The sequence below is a fragment of the Porphyrobacter sp. MBR-49 genome, assembly GCF_053628655.1.
The window spans coordinates 40,079-55,733 of the sequence record NZ_JBRJGU010000009.1 but is presented as its reverse complement, the minus strand read 5'-3'; the positions used below and the strand labels follow the sequence as shown (position 1 = coordinate 55,733).

Below are 15,655 nucleotides of genomic sequence, written 5' to 3'. Positions count from 1 at the left end.
CTTTATCTGTTCTGGTTACAGAATCGCGCATGGCGAAATCAAAAAAGCGGTTTGTGTGTCAGGCGTGCGGGTCGGTTTCCCCGCGTTGGCAGGGGCAATGCGCCGATTGCAGTGCGTGGAACACGCTGGTGGAGGATGTTCCGGCCACGGTGTTTTCGCAAAAGCATGACCTTTCGCGCGGCGGGCGGGCGGTGGCGTTCGAACCGCTCAATGCGCCGACGCAGCTTCCGGTGCGCAAATCGACCGGGATGGCGGAATTTGACCGCGCGCTGGGCGGCGGTCTGGTGCCGGGCAGCGCGGTGTTGATCGGCGGCGATCCGGGAATCGGCAAATCGACCCTGCTGCTGCAATGCGCCGCCACAATTGCGCGGGGCGGCAATGATGTCGTTTATGTCAGCGGAGAGGAAGCCGCCGGGCAGGTGCGGTTGCGCGCATCGCGCATGGGGGTGGCAGATGCGCCGATCCGGCTCGCTTCGGAAACATCGGTGCGCGATATTCTGACGACGTTAGGTGAGGGCGATCCGCCCGCGCTGCTGGTGATCGATTCGATCCAGACCATGCATTCCGACACCATCGAAGGCGCGCCGGGAACGGTCAGCCAGGTGCGCGGCTGCGCGCTCGAACTGATCCGCTATGCCAAGGAAACTGGCTGCGTGGTGGTGCTGGTCGGCCATGTGACCAAGGATGGCACCATCGCCGGGCCGCGCGTGCTCGAACACATGGTCGATGTGGTGATGAGTTTCGAGGGCGAGCGCAGCCACCAATACCGCATCCTGCGCGCGCTCAAGAACCGGTTCGGCGCGGTCGATGAAATCGGCGTGTTCGCGATGGCGAACGAAGGGCTGGAGGAGGTCGCCAATCCTTCGCTGCTGTTCCTGTCGGGCCGCGATACGCCGCTGGCGGGCAGCGCGGTATTCCCGGCATTGGAAGGCACGCGCCCGGTGCTGGTGGAAATTCAGGCGCTGATCGTCCGGCTGCAATCGGGCGCAACCCCGCGCCGCGCGGTGGTGGGGTGGGATAACGGGCGCATGGCGATGCTGCTCGCGGTGCTCGAATCGCGCTGCGGGCTGAATTTCAGCTCGGCCGAGGTCTATCTGAACATCGCCGGGGGATACCGCCTGACCGATCCGGCGGCTGATCTTGCGGTGGCTGCGGCGCTGGTATCGGCGCTGGCCGATCGGCCACTACCTGACAAGGCGGCGTGGTTCGGGGAAGTGTCATTGGCGGGCGAGATTCGCCCAGTGGCCCATGCTCCGCTGCGCCTGCGCGAAGCGGCCAAACTGGGCTTTGTCCGCTGCTATGGCCCGGCGGGTGCGGCGAACGGCGCACCGGAAGCGGAGTTTCGCGGATTGGGACAATTGGCGAACCTCGTTGACCAGGTGATGGGTAACGCATAATCCTGACGGCCATGACCGGCTTTGACATCATCATCCTGATCATCATTGGCGTTGCCGCAGTGGGCGGATTCATGCGCGGATTGGTGCAGGAAGTGCTGTCGCTTGCATCGTGGATCATGGCGGCAGTCGCGCTCCACTTCATGCATCCGGTGCTGACCGATGGGCTGCGCAATGTTTACAGCGCTGAACCTACGACCCCGCTGCTGGCTTTCGTGCTGCTGTTGCTGATCCCCTATGCGGCGATGAAGGTGATCATCGGCACGGCAAGCGGCGCGTCAGATGGCGCGATCCTCGGCCCGATTGATCGTGTGCTCGGCTTTGGCTTTGGCGCGATCAAAGGCGTGCTGATCGCGATTTTCGCGTTTTCGCTGCTGGCGATCGGGTTTGACGATTCGTGGGGTTACAAGGGGCGGCCCACCTGGATAACCACCGCGCGCACCTATCCTGCCGCCGATACGTTCTCACGCGATTTGTTGCCGATGATTGCGGTGCGGCGTGATGAATTGCGCCGCGAATCCGAAGCGCAGGAAGCCGCAGCGGCCAAGGCGGCAGGCTGATCGCCATGACAGCAACGCGCCCGGCGAAGCTCTATTCGCCCGCGCTGCTTGGTCTGGCGACCGGGTTGGCGCGGTTTCCGTTCAACCCTGCGCTGCCATTGCAGGCCGAAGCCAGATCGCGCACCTGCGGCAGTGCCGTGACGATCGGATTGGCACTGGATCAGCAGGCATGCATCGCCGGGATCGGGATGCAGATCAGCGCCTGCGCCATTGGTCAGGCATCGGCGGCGCTACTGGCCGAAGGTGCAGCAGGCGCCGACGCAGGCTCCATCACCACCACAACCAAAGCGCTGGAACACTGGCTGGCAGGCGAGGGGCCTTTGCCGCCGTGGCCCGGATTGGCTGTGTTGGCTCCCGCGCGCGAGCACACTGGCCGCCATGGTGCATTATTGTTGCCGTGGAAGGCTGCCTGCATGGCGCTTTCAAGCGGCGCGGCCTGCGGCTAGGGATTGAACAACAAGGCCGCTGTAAAGGCTGCGCGAAGGGGATAGAGAAACATGGCTGAAGCGCAGGCGCTCGCGGATCGCGAGCCGAGCGAGAAGGAAATCCGGCTGGTGATCGGCGCATCCAGCGCGGGCACCATCTTTGAATGGTACGATTTCTTCATCTACGGCACGCTCGCCTACATCCTCAAGGATGCGTTTTACGCCACCGATAACGAAACGCTGGGCCTGTTGCTGGTGTGGTCAACGTTCGCCGTCGGCTTCGCCTTCCGCCCGCTCGGCGCAATTCTGTTCGGGTTTCTGGGTGATCGGTTGGGGCGCAAATACACCTTCCTTGTCACGGTAACGCTGATGGGGATTGCCACCGCCGGGGTCGGCCTGATCCCGACAATTGATAGCATCGGCGTTGCCGCGCCGATTATCGTGATATTTCTGCGGATCCTTCAGGGGTTGGCGCTGGGCGGTGAATATGGCGGGGCGGCGATTTATGTCTCCGAACACGCGCCGCCGGAAAAACGCGGGTTTTATACCAGCTTCATTCAGGCCAGCGTTGTCGGCGGATTTGTGCTGTCGATTATCGTGGTGCTCGCCTGCCGGTTCCTGATCCCGGCCGAAGCGTTTGAGGAATGGGGCTGGCGTGTGCCTTTCCTGCTGTCGATCATCCTGCTGGGGATTTCGCTTTGGATGCGATTGAAACTGTCGGAAAGCCCGGTGTTTCAGGCGATGAAAGAAGCGGGCGAAACAGCAGGCAATCCGTTTGTCGAAAGCTTTACCTATCCCGGCAATCGCAAGCGCATCTTCGTTGCGCTGTTCGGCATCACCGGCATCCTGACAACGATCTGGTACACCGCGTTCTTTTCAGGGATGAGCTTTCTGCGCGGGCCGATGCATGTCGACGATCTGACGGTGGAGTTGATCCTGCTGGTATCGGGTCTGATGTCGATGGGGTTCTATGTGGCGGTGGGCAAATGGTCTGACCGGGTCGGGCGCAAACTGCCGATCATGATCGGCGCGGTTGCGTCTCTGGCGCTGCTGTTCCCGCTGTTCTGGATGATGGGCAGCCTTGCCAACCCCGCGCTGGCCGACGCGGCGGAGCGCACGCCGATTGTGGTGAGCGGGCCGCAGTGCCAGACCGATCCCTTTGCCGAATTGTTCCAACGCGATCAGACCGATTGCGGCAAGGTGCTGGAAACGCTGACGGCCTCGGGCGTTCCTTATACCCTGACGCCGGGCGACACCGTGACGCTTTCCGCAGGCGACAACCCGGTGGCGATTGATCCTGCGTGGTTCAGCGATGGCGCAGCTCGGCGGGCGGGCATTCATGCGGCGCTGGCAGAATATGGGTTTGATTTCGCCAAACAGCGTCCGGCCACCGCCAACCTGATCGGGATCGTCGGCGTGCTGTTGGCGCTCGGGTTGTTGTCCGCACTGACCTATGGTTCGGTCGCGGCGCTGCTGTCGGAAATGTTCCCGCCGCGCATCCGCTATTCGTCAATGTCCATTCCCTACCATATCGGCGCGGGCTATCTGGGCGGTTTCCTGCCGCTGATCGCTGGCGTGATCGTGGCCCGCACCGGCGATATATATGCCGGGCTGTGGTACACCATCGCGGTGGTCGCTTTCGGGCTGGTGGTGGCGTGGTGGGGGATTCCCGCCGGGCCGCCCAAAGATTTCGCTGATGATTGACGGGGCGCCGAAAGATAGGCCGGTTTTGCCCCCGCCTAGCCTGCGCTTGACCGTTGATAGGGGGGCGCTTGCTGCCAATTGGTGCGCGTTAGATGCACTCTCGGTCGGGGCTAAAACCGGGGCTGCGGTCAAGGCGGATTGCTATGGCTTGGGCGTCGATGCCTGCGTTCCGGTGCTGCGCGATGCGGGGTGCGAGACGTTTTTTGTCGCGCATTGGAGCGAGGTGGCAGCCGTTGCTCGCCACGTTCCTGCACCGCAAATCGCTGTTTTGCATGGTGTTTTGAGCGAGGCCGAATGCGCCTATGCGCGCAATTCCGGCGCGGTTCCGGTCATCAATTCGCTTGATCAAGCCGCGCTATGGAGCGCCAGCGGGGGCGGCCACTGCCACCTGATGATCGACACCGGCATCAACCGTCTCGGCATCGCGCCAGACGAGGCAGAAGACCAGAGAATTGTGGCACTTGCGGTCGATATCCTGATGAGCCACCTCGCCTGCGCAGATGAAGACAGCCTGATGAACCCGCGCCAACTTGCCGCTTTGCACAGCGTCGCGGCGGTCATCCCGCACCAGCGTTTAAGCATCGCCAACAGCGCCGGGATCGCGCTTGGCACGGACTATGCCCTTGATCTGACACGCCCCGGCCTTGCGCTTTATGGCGGCGTGCCGCGCGGGGAACTCACCGGATTGATCCAACCGGTCGCGCAGGTCGAGGCCGCTATTCTGCAAACCCGGACACTGCGTAACGGAGATAGTGTCGGTTACAACGCTACCTTCACCGCCCCTGCACCAATGCGGGTGGGCACTGTTGCGATGGGCTATGCCGACGGATTCCTGCGCAGCCGCGGCGCCGACAATGCGTTCAGTCACAAAGGCCGCCTCCTCCCCATCCTCGGCAAAGTATCAATGGACATGGTGGTGGTCGACCTCACCGCAGCCCCCGATTTGTCCGCCGGAGATTGGCTGAGCGTGCCTTGGGACATTGCCGATGCTGCGCGGCAAAATGCTCTGTCGCCTTATGAAATGCTGACCACAATCGGCCAGCGCCTGCGCCAGTCCTGACCGGTTCATCAAGGTGATGTTGCACCGCAGCTTGTGCGGGTGCTAAGACGACAATTCAGTGTCATCTTACAAGGTCGGAAATACAATGGCTGGCAGAGCAAAAGCAGCATCGGGCGAGGCAGGCGATGCCATCATTATCAAGAAATACGCCAACCGTCGGCTTTATAACACCTCGTCATCCAGCTACATCACGCTTGACGATCTTGCCAAAATGGTCCGCGAAAACATCGAATTTCAGGTGATTGACGCCAAGAGCGGTGATGACATCACCCATTCGATCCTGACCCAGATCATCATGGACGAAGAAGCCAATGGCGAACAGATGCTGCCTGTCAGCTTCCTGCGCCAACTGATCGGAATGTATGGCAATTCGATGCAGGCGATGATGCCATCATACCTTGAAGCCAGCATGGCCAATTTCCGCGAAAATCAATCCAAAATCCGCGAAGTGTTTGAAAAGGGCATGGCCAGCAATCCCTTCACCGCGATTCATGAAACCAACATGGCGATGATGCGCGCGGCGGCGAATGTGTTTCTGCCGGGCGCGTCCAAACCAAAAGACAAGCCCGCAGCCCCGAATGATCCGGCCAATGATGAGCTGGCCGTGCTTCGCGAACAGATGGCCGCGATGCAAAAGAAGCTGGACGAATTGGGCAAATAACGCGAAGCGCGGCGCGCCTGCGGCGCTTGGCCGTTTAAGCTTAGTCAGGAATTCGTTGGTGTCCCAAATCCGTCACGCCCTTACGATCAAGCGCGAAGATGATTTCGCCAAGTGGTATCAGGAAGTTATCAGCGCCGCTGATCTCGCCGAAGAATCGGGTGTGCGCGGCTGCATGGTGATCAAGCCGTGGGGTTATGGCATCTGGGAACGCATTCAGCGCCTGATGGATGACCGGATCAAGGCCGCCGGAGTGCAGAACTGCTACTTCCCGCTGTTCATCCCGCTCGCCAATTTCACGCGCGAGGCTGAGCACGTCGAAGGCTTTGCCAAGGAAATGGCGGTTGTTACCCACCATCGGCTGATTTCGGATGGCAAGGGCGGACTGATCCCCGATCCCGCAGCAAAGCTTGAAGAACCACTGGTGGTGCGCCCTACGTCCGAAACGATCATCGGCGATGCGATGGCACGCTGGATCCAGTCGTGGCGCGATCTGCCGCTGCTTACCAACCAATGGGCCAACGTGGTGCGCTGGGAAATGCGCACGCGGATGTTCCTGCGCACCAGCGAGTTCCTTTGGCAGGAAGGCCATACCGCGCACGAGAACCGCGAACAGGCTTTGGAAGAAACCCACCGCGCGCTGGAAATGTATCGCGCCTGCGCCGAGGATGATCTTGCCCTGCCGGTGATTGCGGGCGAGAAGCCTGAGAATGAACGCTTCCCCGGTGCGGTTGAAACCTGGTCGATCGAAGCGATGATGCAGGATGGCAAGGCGCTGCAGGCGGGCACATCGCATTATCTCGGCACCAATTTCGCGCACGCAGCGGGCATCCAGTTTCAGGATCGCGAGGGTGCCCAGCAGTTCTGCCACACCACCAGCTGGGGCGTTTCGACCCGGCTGATCGGCGGGGTAATCATGACCCACGGCGATGATGACGGCTTGCGCGTGCCCCCCGCGATTGCGCCGCAACAGATCGTGATTATCCCGATGCTGCGCGAGGCACCCGAGGATGTCGAACTGCTCGCCTATTGCGAAGGCGTGCGCGCCGCGCTCGCGGGCCAATCCGCGCTGGGTGAGCGGGTGCGGGTGATACTCGACAAGAAACCGGGCAAGGCGGCCGCCAAGCGCTGGGACTGGGTGCGCAAAGGCGCGCCGGTGATCATCGAAGTCGGCCCGCGCGACATGGCCGAGGGCAAGCTGGCGGTGCTGCGCCGCGATCAGTTGTGGAATGTGGAGAATGGCAAGCCCGCTTTCTCCTATCCTGCCCATGCCGATTTCGTGGCGGGGGCAGGCGCACTGCTCGAAACAATCCAGACCGCGCTTTACGAAGAAGCCCGCGCCCGCCGCGACGCCAATATCAGACGCGATGTTGCCGATTGGGCGGCAGTGGTCAGCCACTTCGAAAACAGCGGGAAATATCCCGGCTGGGTCGAGGTTGAATGGGCCAAGCCCACCGGCGCGGTGCTGGACAAGATTGTCGAAACATTGAAAATGCACAAACTTACGATTCGCAATGTGCCGCGCGCCTCTGCCGAGGCATCTGGGCAGTGCATATTCACCGGGAACTGTGCGGTTGAACGAATTCTTGTCGCCCGCGCCTATTGAGGGAGTGCAGAGATGATCGAGTCCATTCGTTATTGCCTGGCCAACCTAGCGAACTTTGCTGGTCGTGATACACGTCCGACATTTTGGTACTATGTGCTGCTTCTGGTGGTGATAAATGTTGTCATCAGCATGATTATTTCTGGAATATTTGCTGCCAATTCCATCGGTGCCATGATCGAATCGAGGTCCGACGGGATCAACGAGGCGGCGATCATGCAGCAGATGGCAGAAAGCCTGCCGACCCAAGCGTGGATCGGCGCGGCCATTTCGCTGATCACACTTGGCCTTTACATCGCGACATTCGTGCGTCGGTTACGCGATGCAGCATTGCCAATCGCGATTGCAGCGATCCCCGTCGCGACTACGCTGTTTACGGTCTATAACAGCATTTCGTCGGCCAGCACGATGCAAGCGATCATGGCGACCGGCAATCTCGAGGCATTAAACGAGGCGGCCTTATCCAGTGCTGGACTGGGGATGATCAGCTGGCTCGGTTATCTGGTGGTGATCATCTGCGGTGCCCTACCCAGCAAGGCAGGCTGACTCGGACCTGCCTAACGCATCCTGATCGCGCGCGCTTACTGATCCTGAGTGCGCCCCCGCGCAGGCGGGGGCCTCGGGCGGGTCTGAGCAATTTTGCCTGAGATCCCCGCCTTCGCGGGGACTCACCAAGGTTGCACCAAGGTTGCATTGTCTGAGAGTTCCGGCAAAACATCCTCACATGATCAAACGCGCCCTTTTGCTCGCGGCCCTTGCCGCCGCACCGCTCGCCGCACAGACCCACCCTGCTGACAGCGTTTCTGAAGAACGCCTGCGCGGCGATGTCGAGAAACTGGTCAGTTTTGGCACCCGCCATACGCTATCGGCACAAGACGATCCCGAACGCGGCATCGGCGCGGCGGTCAACTGGGGGCTAGAGGAGTTCCGCCAGATTGGCGAAACCTGCGGCGGTTGCCTTGAGGTGCTGCCTGTGGGTGAGACAGTGAGCGGTCGTCGCATTCCTGTGCCGACGCTGGTGCGCAATGCGGTGGCAATTCAGCGCGGCAGCGAACGGCCGAACGAAGTCGTGATCGTGCAAGGCCATATTGATAGCCGCGTGACCGATCCGATGGACGCGACCTCCGATGCGCCGGGCGCCAATGATGATGGGTCAGGCACCGCGCTGGTGATCGAAGCGGCGCGGGCGCTTAGCGGCACGGCATACCCCACCACGATCATCTACGCGCTGCTCTCTGGCGAGGAGCAGGGCCTGTATGGCGGGCGCATCCTCGCCGATTGGGTGACCGCGCAGGGCTTCACCGTCAAGGCCGTGCTCAACAACGACATCGTCGGCAATTCCTGCGGCAAGGATGGCTATTGCGAGCCGCGGGTGGTGCGCGTGTTCTCCGAAGGCCCGCGCGCTGACCTGAATGATGATCTTCGTGCGGCGCAAAGCCGGTTCGGGGGCGAGAATGACTCGCCGGGACGCAACCTGTCGCGCTGGGTGGCGGGGCTGGCGGAGAAGCACCCTGATGGCCTGCAAGTTCGCCAGATTTGGCGCACTGACCGCATGGGGCGCGGCGGGGATCAGGTGCCGTTCCTGCAAAAAGGCTACCCCGCGATCCGCTTCACCGTCGGCGTCGAGGACTTCGATCACCAGCATCAGGACCTGCGCACGGAGGACGGCGTGTTTTACGGTGACACTATTGAAGAGATGGACTTTGCCTATCTCGCCGGGGTGACGCGGCTGAACGTGCGGGCACTGGACGCGCTCGCCCGCGCACCGATGCCGCCCAAGGTAACGATGGATGCGGCGGTGCGGGTGGATACCGAGATCAAGTGGAAGGCAGTCCCGGGCGCGGGCGTCTACACCGTCGTTTCCCGCGCGACCGATGCGCCCGCATGGGGCAAGGATTTCACCCTCGTCTATATCGATGGCAGCAAGGCCGATAATGACGCGGCAGCAGCGCAGGCACGCGATTTCAGCCACATCAAGAAGCTGCGCGGTGACGACTGGCTGTTCGGTGTTGCCGCTTGCGCGGGCGAATTCTGCTCGCCTGTCTCCAGCGCGGTTCCCGGCGGTGCCTTCGAGCCGGTGGCGCGATGAATTCTTGTTCGCGCCAAGTCGCCAAGGCACCAAGATGAAGGAGCCGCATGCTGAGTTGGACGCGCTGGCTCGTACGATTGTCGACACGGCTTTTCGGCTGCATCGCGATCTGGGGCCTGGTCTGCTCGAAAGCGCCTATGAGGCTTTGCTTGCAGCCCGGCTTGAGCACGATGGTCTTGTGGTTGACCGGCAGGTGCCGGTCGATGCGTGTTTCGATGGGATCGTGTTGCCTGCGGCCTATAAAATCGACTTGCTCATCGAGCGCAGCATCGTCATCGAAATCAAGTCTGTCGAGCGCGCGTCACCCGTCCATGCGAAACAGGCGCTTACTTATCTCAAACTGGGTGGTTTTCCACTCGGCTTCGTGATCAATTTCGGCACGCCGCTGTTCAAGGACGGAATCAAGCGCCTGATCAACAACACCGCCCCCTTGGCGACTTGGCGACTTGGCGCGAACCCGAAGGATTGAAATGCCCAAGTCCCCTAAACTCCCCCAAGGAATGCCGACGCCGCAACAGGTGATCGACTTCATCCAGTCCTCCGAAATCCCCGCGGGAAAGCGCGAGATCGCCAAAGCCTTCGGATTGAAAGGGCACGAAAAGATCAAGCTCAAGGCGCTGCTCAAGGATATGGCCGAAGACGGGTTGATCGACGGCAAGAAGACCGCATTTCACCGCATGGGCGGGGTGCCGAAGGTCACGACCTTGCGGATCGTCGATGTGGACGACGGCGAATTGATCGCCGAACCGGACAATTGGGATCCTGAGGCTCCCGGTAAGCCGCCGCGCCTCACCATCCGCGAACCGCGCCCGCGCCCCGGTGTGAAGCGCCCGCCCGCCTTGAAGCGCGGCGACCGTATCCTCGCCCGAACCGAGGAAACGGATCGCGGCTGGATCGCACATCCGATGAAAAAGCTGCCCTCTCGCACCGAGGGGTTGATGGGCGTTGTCGAAAAGGACAAGACCGGCAAGGCGTGGCTCGCGCCGGTGGACAAGCGCGTGCGCCAGTCCACTCCGATTGCCGATCTGGGTGAGGCCGAAGAAGGCCAGTTGGTGATCGCCGAACGGGTTGGCCGTTCTGACCGCGCGGGCGTGAAGGTGATCGAAGTGGTGGGCGATCCGCTCGCGCCCAAAAGCTTCAGCCTGATCGCCATTGCCAAGCACGGCATCCCGAACGTCTTCCCCGATGATGCACTGGAAGAAGCGCCGCGTGCGGCGAAGGTCAAATTGTCAGGAAAGGCCCGCGAAGACCTGCGCCACTTGCCGATTGTCGCCATCGACCCCGCCGACGCGCGCGATCATGATGATGCGATCTGGGCCGAGCCGGATGGGCAGGGCGGGTTCAATGCGCTCGTCGCCATCGCCGATGTCAGCTTTTACGTCCGCCCCGGTTCTGCGCTTGACCGCGAGTCGCGAAAGCGCGGCAACTCGGTCTATTTCCCCGACCGGGTAGTGCCGATGCTGCCCGAATTGCTGTCGACCGACGTGTGTTCACTGAAAGAAGGTGAAGACCGCGCGGCGATGGTCTGCCACCTGCACATCAGCGGCGAAGGCAAGGTCACCAGCTTCCGCTTCACCCGCGCCCTGATGCGGATTGCGCACAATATCGCTTACGAAGACGCGCAGAAGGCGATTGATAGCGGCAATCCGCCCGCATATCTCGCGCATCTGTGGGACGCATGGAAAGCGCTGGCCGCCGCGCGCCATGCCCGCGATCCTCTCGAACTCGAACTGCCCGAACGGCGCGTGGTGCTGAACGAAAAGGGCCAGATCGCCGAAATCGCGATCCGCGAACGGCTCGACGCGCACCGCGTGGTTGAGGATTTCATGATCGCCGCCAATGTCGCCGCGGCCAAAGCGCTGGAGGCCAAGACCGCCCCCGTGGTTTACCGCGTCCACGAACCGCCGAGCCGCGAAAAGTTGATTTCCCTGCGCGATTACCTCGCCACGATGGGCAAGAAGCTGGCGCTGGGTCAGGTGGTGACGCCGGGCCTGTTCAACCGGATGCTCAAGGACGTCACTGACGAGGCGGAAAAGGCGCTGGTGATGGAGGCGGTGCTGCGCAGCCAGACGCAGGCCTATTACGGCCCCGCCAATGCCGGGCATTTCGGCCTTGCGCTTGGATCATACGCCCATTTCACCTCACCAATCCGCCGCTATGCCGATCTGCTGGTGCACCGCGCCTTGGTGGAGGCATACAAGCTCGAACAGCCCGCTCCACCGGGTTCACTGCCGCCAACATCTGGCCTGTCAGACCGCGACCGTGCCAGCCTGCAACAAGTGTCTGACGCGATCAGCCAGACCGAACGCCGCGCGATGGAGGCAGAACGCGACACCATCGATCGCTATGTCGCCGCATGGCTATCAGCGCGGGTGGGTGAGGTGTTCGACACCCGTATCACCGGCGTGCAATCATTCGGGTTCTTTGCCACCATCGTCGGGTTGGGCGGCGATGGGCTGGTGCCGGTTTCAACGCTGGGCGGCGAATATTTCCGCCACGACGAAGCGGCGCAGGCGCTGATCGGGACGGATTCGGGCAAGACCTATGCCTCGGGCGATCGGGTCAAGCTGAAGCTGGCCGAAGCCAATGCGCTCACCGGCGCGCTCAAATTCGTGCCGGTGGACGCTGACGGCAACGCCATCGAACCGCGCGGCACCCGCTCGTCTGAAAGGCGGCGCGGCGCTGGCGGGCCGCCGAGAAAAGAAGGCAATCACACCGTTGGTCAGCGCGGTCGCCCGGGAAATATTCGCCATCAGGGGCGAAAGCGAAAATAGCCTGCCAGGGGCTGGCAATCCCCGCACATCGTTCGCACATCGTAACGGTAAAGGAGAAACATCATGATCAAGCCAGGAAGTGCCGTACCGGCACTCAAACTTCCGCTGACCAATGGCGAGCATTTCGACCTTGCCCAGCATGGCGGCGAAAACTTCACGCTCGTGCTGTTCTACCGTGGCAAGCATTGCCCGGTATGCCGGATGCAGCTCAAGGATCTTGCCGGCAAGCAGGATGAATTCAGCCAGCGCGGCGTGAATGTGGTTGCGGTATCAATGGACGCTGAAGACCGCGCGATGGACGTCGCCGCCAAATGGGACACCGGCAATGTGCCGCTGGCCTATGGCATGACCGAAGAAACCGCGCGCCAATGGGGGCTTTATATCTCATCCGCGCTGGACGGCAGCGATGAACCGGCGGTTTTTTCCGAACCGGGGCTGTTCCTCGTCCGCCCGGACGGCACGTTGTATTTTGCGAGCGTTCAGAACACGCCATTCACGCGCCCACCGCTGGGCGAATTGTTGCAGGGCATCGATTATGCTCTGAACAAAGGCTATCCGGTGCGCGGTCTGCTGACCTGACGACCGGCAGGCGCGCGCGGGGCGAATTCATGCCTCGTGCGCGCTGGCCTGCTCGTCATAATCGCCGGGGATGATATAGAGCGGGCAAGGCAGGCTGCCGACAGCGGCAGAAAAATGCGCGACCAATGGCCCAGGCGCCGCGTCCTTGGCCGCGCCCAGCACCAATGCGGCGACTTCGGGATGTTCGGCCAGAAATTCGCTGACGATCTTCTGCCCGTTGCCGATCTTGACCGAAATGGTCGGCATGATCCCGCTTTCCGCCAGCAGGTTGCCTGCGACCCCGTGGGCGAGCATTTCGGCCCGATCGCGCGCCTCAGCCTCGATCGTGGCCTGCACTGCGCCGAATGCGCTGAAATTCTGCTGCGGCACCAATGCCAGCAGGTGCACCGCACCGCCCACCGCTGCGGCCCGGCGCGCAGCATAACGCAAGGCGGACAATGCCTCTTCGCTCTCGTCGATGATGACCAGAAATGTGCGCATAATCGTGCCCCGTGCCCTTACGGCTATCAATGCATTCGTATGGTTTGGCAAGTCCCCCAATCTGGCCTTGCCCCTCGCCTCCGAATTGGCCAGAGAATAGGGCGAGATACGTTTTCGGGAGTTTCAGCGGATCATGGCCTTGGAAATCAAGATGCCGGCTTTGTCGCCAACGATGGAAGAAGGCACGCTCGCGCGGTGGCTGGTGAAGGAGGGGGACACGGTTTCCTCTGGCGACATCATGGCCGAGATCGAGACCGACAAGGCGACGATGGAGTTCGAAGCGGTCGATGAAGGCGTGATCGCCAAAATCGCAGTGCCCGAAGGCAGCGAGAATGTGAAAGTGGGCACCGTGATCGCGATCCTCGCCGAAGAGGGCGAAGATGTGAGTGATGCAGCGGGTGCTAAGCCAAGCGCGGCTGCGCCTGCTCCGGCGCCCGCGGCTGAAAAAGAGCAAAAGCCCTCACCCGCAGCGACACCGTCCCCTTCAACAGTTGCATCTGCCCAACCCTCCGGGGACCGGATCATTGCATCGCCGCTGGCAAAGCGGATTGCCCAGCAGAACAATATCGACCTTTCCGGCATCACGGGCAGCGGGCCCAATGGCCGGATCGTCAAGGCCGATCTTGAAGGCGCATCGGCGAAGGCACCTGCCGCTTCCACGCCGCAAGCCGCAGCACCGGCCCCCGCTGCCCCGGCCAAACCCGCCACACTCGGCGGCGATCTTGATGCGCCCTATGAAGCGCAAAAACTCAACAACGTGCGCAAGGTCATCGCGCGCCGCCTGACCGAGGCGAAGCAGACTATCCCGCATATCTACCTCACCGTGGACGTGCGGCTCGATGCGCTGCTCAAGCTGCGCGGCGAATTGAACAAGAGCCTTGAGGCCGACGGCGTGAAGCTGTCGGTCAACGATCTGCTGATCAAGGCATTGGCCCGCGCGTTGCAGCGCGTGCCCAAGTGCAATGTCAGCTTTCAGGGTGACGAGCTGTTCCAATATGCGCGTGAGGATATCTCGGTCGCGGTCGCTGCGCCTTCGGGCCTGATCACGCCGATCATCCGCGATGCGGGCCGCAAGGGGCTGGCGCAGATCAGCACCGAGATGAAGGAATTGGCGGGCAAGGCCAAGGACGGCAAGCTGCAACCGCAGGAATATCAGGGCGGCACCGCCAGCCTGTCGAACCTCGGCATGTTCGGCACCAAGCAGTTCGATGCGGTGATCAACCCGCCGCAAGCGATGATCCTTGCGGTTGGCGCGGGCGAGCAGCGCCCGTGGATTATCGACGGCGCGCTCGGCATCGCCACCGTGATGAGCGCCACCGGCAGCTTCGACCACCGCGCCATCGACGGCGCGGACGGCGCGGCGCTGATGCAGGCGTTCCAGCAGTTGTGCGAGAACCCGATGGGGCTGGTGGTTTGAGGCAACTCGTCGAAGTGGCGCGCTTTGTCGTTACCGCGGCGGCCGTCGGTCTCGCGATACCGTCTTTCTATCTGCTGGTTTCCGTCTTCATCGGCGATCGTTTTTCTTTCGAAGCGTTTATCGCAGTTGGGGCGATAAGCTTCGTTCTGGCAATAATTGGCGGAGTTGTATTCGGGCTTCCGACTCTTTGGTTCCTTAGGCGGCAAGGGTGGGCCGACAAGCAAAAGGCGGTTGCGATTGTTGGCACACTGGTTGGCGCCGTCGGCGGCGTCCTCTTGAGCGCCGCCTTTTGGCAGGGGAATGCTGAATTAATACTGGCTGGACTCTGGGCGTGGGCCTTAATGGGAGCAATTGCAGGTCTGGTCTCCGCGTTGGTTTGGTTTTGGCTTCATGTCAGTGGCAACGAATCTGAGCATGCCTGATCGCTTCCCCCAAATCCGCGTCACCGCGATGCAAACCTCCTCTCCCCTCGCGGGAGAGGAAGGGGCCCGCCGCGCAGCGGTGGGAAGGAGAGGGGGCAGGCATGATCTTCTCCCCCTCGCAAAACGGATGCGGCGTGAGCCGACTGAGGCCGAAGCAAAGCTCTGGTCGATGCTGCGCGGCCAGCGCCTCGGCGGGTTGAAGTTCAAGCGGCAGGAGCAACTGGGCGACTATATCGTCGATTTCGTTTGTTTTAGTGCGCGGCTGATTGTCGAGGCGGATGGTGGACAACATGCCGAAAACAAAGACGATGCGGTTCGCGACGCTTGGCTGACTGAGCAGGGATTTCGCGTATTGCGGTTTTGGAACAATGACATTCTCGGCAATCCTGAAAGCGTTGCGCGCTTGATTCTAGACGCTGCGCAAGGCCCTCTCCCCAACCCCTCTCCCGAAGTGGGAGAGGGGCTTTGAGCGAACGCTCCCCCCAAATCC

General features: G+C 61.8%; 16 protein-coding genes. 15 read left to right on the top strand and 1 reads right to left on the bottom strand.

Annotated features, from left to right (window positions below):
• Positions 1-29: 29 nt before the first annotated feature.
• The 12 genes from radA (at position 30) to ACSSV3_RS12605 (ending at position 12,846) form a co-directional block, all read left to right on the top strand.
• Positions 30-1,397: a DNA repair protein RadA gene (gene radA / locus ACSSV3_RS12660; RefSeq protein WP_354326384.1), complete on the top strand. Its 1,368-nt coding sequence runs from the start codon at positions 30-32 to the stop codon at positions 1,395-1,397.
• 11 nt (positions 1,398-1,408) lie between these two features.
• Complete coding sequence (locus tag ACSSV3_RS12655) at positions 1,409-1,954, top strand: CvpA family protein (protein WP_354326383.1); 546 nt, start codon at positions 1,409-1,411, stop codon at positions 1,952-1,954.
• Between the two features lie 5 nt (positions 1,955-1,959).
• Positions 1,960-2,400, top strand: coding sequence for an iron-sulfur cluster assembly scaffold protein (locus ACSSV3_RS12650; protein ID WP_354326381.1), 441 nt, complete (start codon positions 1,960-1,962; stop codon positions 2,398-2,400).
• A 51-nt stretch (positions 2,401-2,451) separates the two neighbouring features.
• Positions 2,452-4,083 carry an MFS transporter gene (locus ACSSV3_RS12645; protein WP_354326380.1) on the top strand — a complete coding sequence of 544 codons (1,632 nt, stop codon included), beginning with the start codon at positions 2,452-2,454 and terminating at the stop codon, positions 4,081-4,083.
• Entirely contained in the window at positions 4,076-5,143 is a 1,068-nt protein-coding gene (gene alr / locus ACSSV3_RS12640; protein WP_354326378.1) for an alanine racemase, read from the top strand. Before ACSSV3_RS12645 ends, alr begins: the two co-directional genes overlap by 8 nt.
• 85 nt (positions 5,144-5,228) lie before the next feature.
• Positions 5,229-5,804, top strand: a complete 576-nt coding sequence (phaR, locus tag ACSSV3_RS12635) for a polyhydroxyalkanoate synthesis repressor PhaR (RefSeq protein WP_354326376.1) — start codon at positions 5,229-5,231, stop codon at positions 5,802-5,804.
• A 58-nt stretch (positions 5,805-5,862) separates the two neighbouring features.
• On the top strand, positions 5,863-7,407 hold the full coding sequence (locus ACSSV3_RS12630; protein WP_354326375.1) for an aminoacyl--tRNA ligase-related protein: 1,545 nt from the start codon (positions 5,863-5,865) through the stop codon (positions 7,405-7,407).
• Between the two features lie 12 nt (positions 7,408-7,419).
• Positions 7,420-7,950 (top strand): DUF805 domain-containing protein, encoded by a 531-nt coding sequence (locus tag ACSSV3_RS12625; protein WP_354326374.1) that lies wholly within the window; start codon positions 7,420-7,422, stop codon positions 7,948-7,950.
• A gap of 178 nt (positions 7,951-8,128) precedes the next feature.
• A complete protein-coding gene (locus tag ACSSV3_RS12620) occupies positions 8,129-9,493 on the top strand; it encodes a M20/M25/M40 family metallo-hydrolase (protein WP_354326372.1) in 1,365 nt (454 codons plus the stop codon).
• Positions 9,494-9,527: 34 nt separating this feature from the next.
• The gene (locus ACSSV3_RS12615; protein WP_354326370.1) at positions 9,528-9,962 is read left to right on the top strand and encodes a GxxExxY protein; all 435 of its coding nucleotides are present in this window, start codon (positions 9,528-9,530) and stop codon (positions 9,960-9,962) included.
• A 31-nt stretch (positions 9,963-9,993) separates the two neighbouring features.
• A complete protein-coding gene (gene rnr, locus ACSSV3_RS12610) occupies positions 9,994-12,267 on the top strand; it encodes a ribonuclease R (protein ID WP_354326369.1) in 2,274 nt (757 codons plus the stop codon).
• Positions 12,268-12,330: 63 nt separating this feature from the next.
• Positions 12,331-12,846, top strand: a complete 516-nt coding sequence (locus ACSSV3_RS12605) for a peroxiredoxin-like family protein (RefSeq protein WP_354326368.1) — start codon at positions 12,331-12,333, stop codon at positions 12,844-12,846.
• Positions 12,847-12,873: 27 nt separating this feature from the next.
• Here ACSSV3_RS12605 and ACSSV3_RS12600 read toward each other — a convergent pair whose 3' ends face one another.
• Positions 12,874-13,326 (bottom strand): universal stress protein, encoded by a 453-nt coding sequence (locus tag ACSSV3_RS12600; RefSeq protein ID WP_354326366.1) that lies wholly within the window; start codon positions 13,324-13,326, stop codon positions 12,874-12,876.
• A gap of 133 nt (positions 13,327-13,459) precedes the next feature.
• Between ACSSV3_RS12600 and ACSSV3_RS12595 the strand changes: the two genes are divergently transcribed.
• Genes ACSSV3_RS12595 through ACSSV3_RS12585 form a run of 3 tightly spaced genes read left to right on the top strand, consistent with a single transcriptional unit; the run spans position 13,460 to position 15,634 of the window.
• A complete protein-coding gene (locus ACSSV3_RS12595) occupies positions 13,460-14,743 on the top strand; it encodes a pyruvate dehydrogenase complex dihydrolipoamide acetyltransferase (protein WP_354326364.1) in 1,284 nt (427 codons plus the stop codon).
• Positions 14,740-15,165 carry a hypothetical protein gene (locus ACSSV3_RS12590; protein WP_354326362.1) on the top strand — a complete coding sequence of 142 codons (426 nt, stop codon included), beginning with the start codon at positions 14,740-14,742 and terminating at the stop codon, positions 15,163-15,165. Before ACSSV3_RS12595 ends, ACSSV3_RS12590 begins: the two co-directional genes overlap by 4 nt.
• Positions 15,158-15,634: an endonuclease domain-containing protein gene (locus ACSSV3_RS12585; RefSeq protein ID WP_454184818.1), complete on the top strand. Its 477-nt coding sequence runs from the start codon at positions 15,158-15,160 to the stop codon at positions 15,632-15,634. The genes ACSSV3_RS12590 and ACSSV3_RS12585 overlap by 8 nt, the downstream gene beginning before the upstream one ends.
• Positions 15,635-15,655: the final 21 nt, after the last annotated feature.

What these genes read in the sequence shown, in the direction of transcription:
- rnr (WP_354326369.1), top strand. Translation starts at nt 9,994, where the DNA reads ATGCCGACGCCGCAACAGGTGATCGACTTCATCCAGTCCTCCGAAATC.
- ACSSV3_RS12645 (WP_354326380.1), top strand. Translation starts at nt 2,452, where the DNA reads ATGGCTGAAGCGCAGGCGCTCGCGGATCGCGAGCCGAGCGAGAAGGAA.
- phaR (WP_354326376.1), top strand. Translation starts at nt 5,229, where the DNA reads ATGGCTGGCAGAGCAAAAGCAGCATCGGGCGAGGCAGGCGATGCCATC.
- ACSSV3_RS12650 (WP_354326381.1), top strand. Translation starts at nt 1,960, where the DNA reads ATGACAGCAACGCGCCCGGCGAAGCTCTATTCGCCCGCGCTGCTTGGT.
- ACSSV3_RS12600 (WP_354326366.1), bottom strand. Translation starts at nt 13,326, where the DNA reads ATGCGCACATTTCTGGTCATCATCGACGAGAGCGAAGAGGCATTGTCC.
- ACSSV3_RS12620 (WP_354326372.1), top strand. Translation starts at nt 8,129, where the DNA reads ATGATCAAACGCGCCCTTTTGCTCGCGGCCCTTGCCGCCGCACCGCTC.
- radA (WP_354326384.1), top strand. Translation starts at nt 30, where the DNA reads ATGGCGAAATCAAAAAAGCGGTTTGTGTGTCAGGCGTGCGGGTCGGTT.
- ACSSV3_RS12595 (WP_354326364.1), top strand. Translation starts at nt 13,460, where the DNA reads ATGGCCTTGGAAATCAAGATGCCGGCTTTGTCGCCAACGATGGAAGAA.
- ACSSV3_RS12655 (WP_354326383.1), top strand. Translation starts at nt 1,409, where the DNA reads ATGACCGGCTTTGACATCATCATCCTGATCATCATTGGCGTTGCCGCA.
- ACSSV3_RS12625 (WP_354326374.1), top strand. Translation starts at nt 7,420, where the DNA reads ATGATCGAGTCCATTCGTTATTGCCTGGCCAACCTAGCGAACTTTGCT.
- ACSSV3_RS12585 (WP_454184818.1), top strand. Translation starts at nt 15,158, where the DNA reads ATGCCTGATCGCTTCCCCCAAATCCGCGTCACCGCGATGCAAACCTCC.
- ACSSV3_RS12605 (WP_354326368.1), top strand. Translation starts at nt 12,331, where the DNA reads ATGATCAAGCCAGGAAGTGCCGTACCGGCACTCAAACTTCCGCTGACC.
- alr (WP_354326378.1), top strand. Translation starts at nt 4,076, where the DNA reads ATGATTGACGGGGCGCCGAAAGATAGGCCGGTTTTGCCCCCGCCTAGC.
- ACSSV3_RS12615 (WP_354326370.1), top strand. Translation starts at nt 9,528, where the DNA reads ATGAAGGAGCCGCATGCTGAGTTGGACGCGCTGGCTCGTACGATTGTC.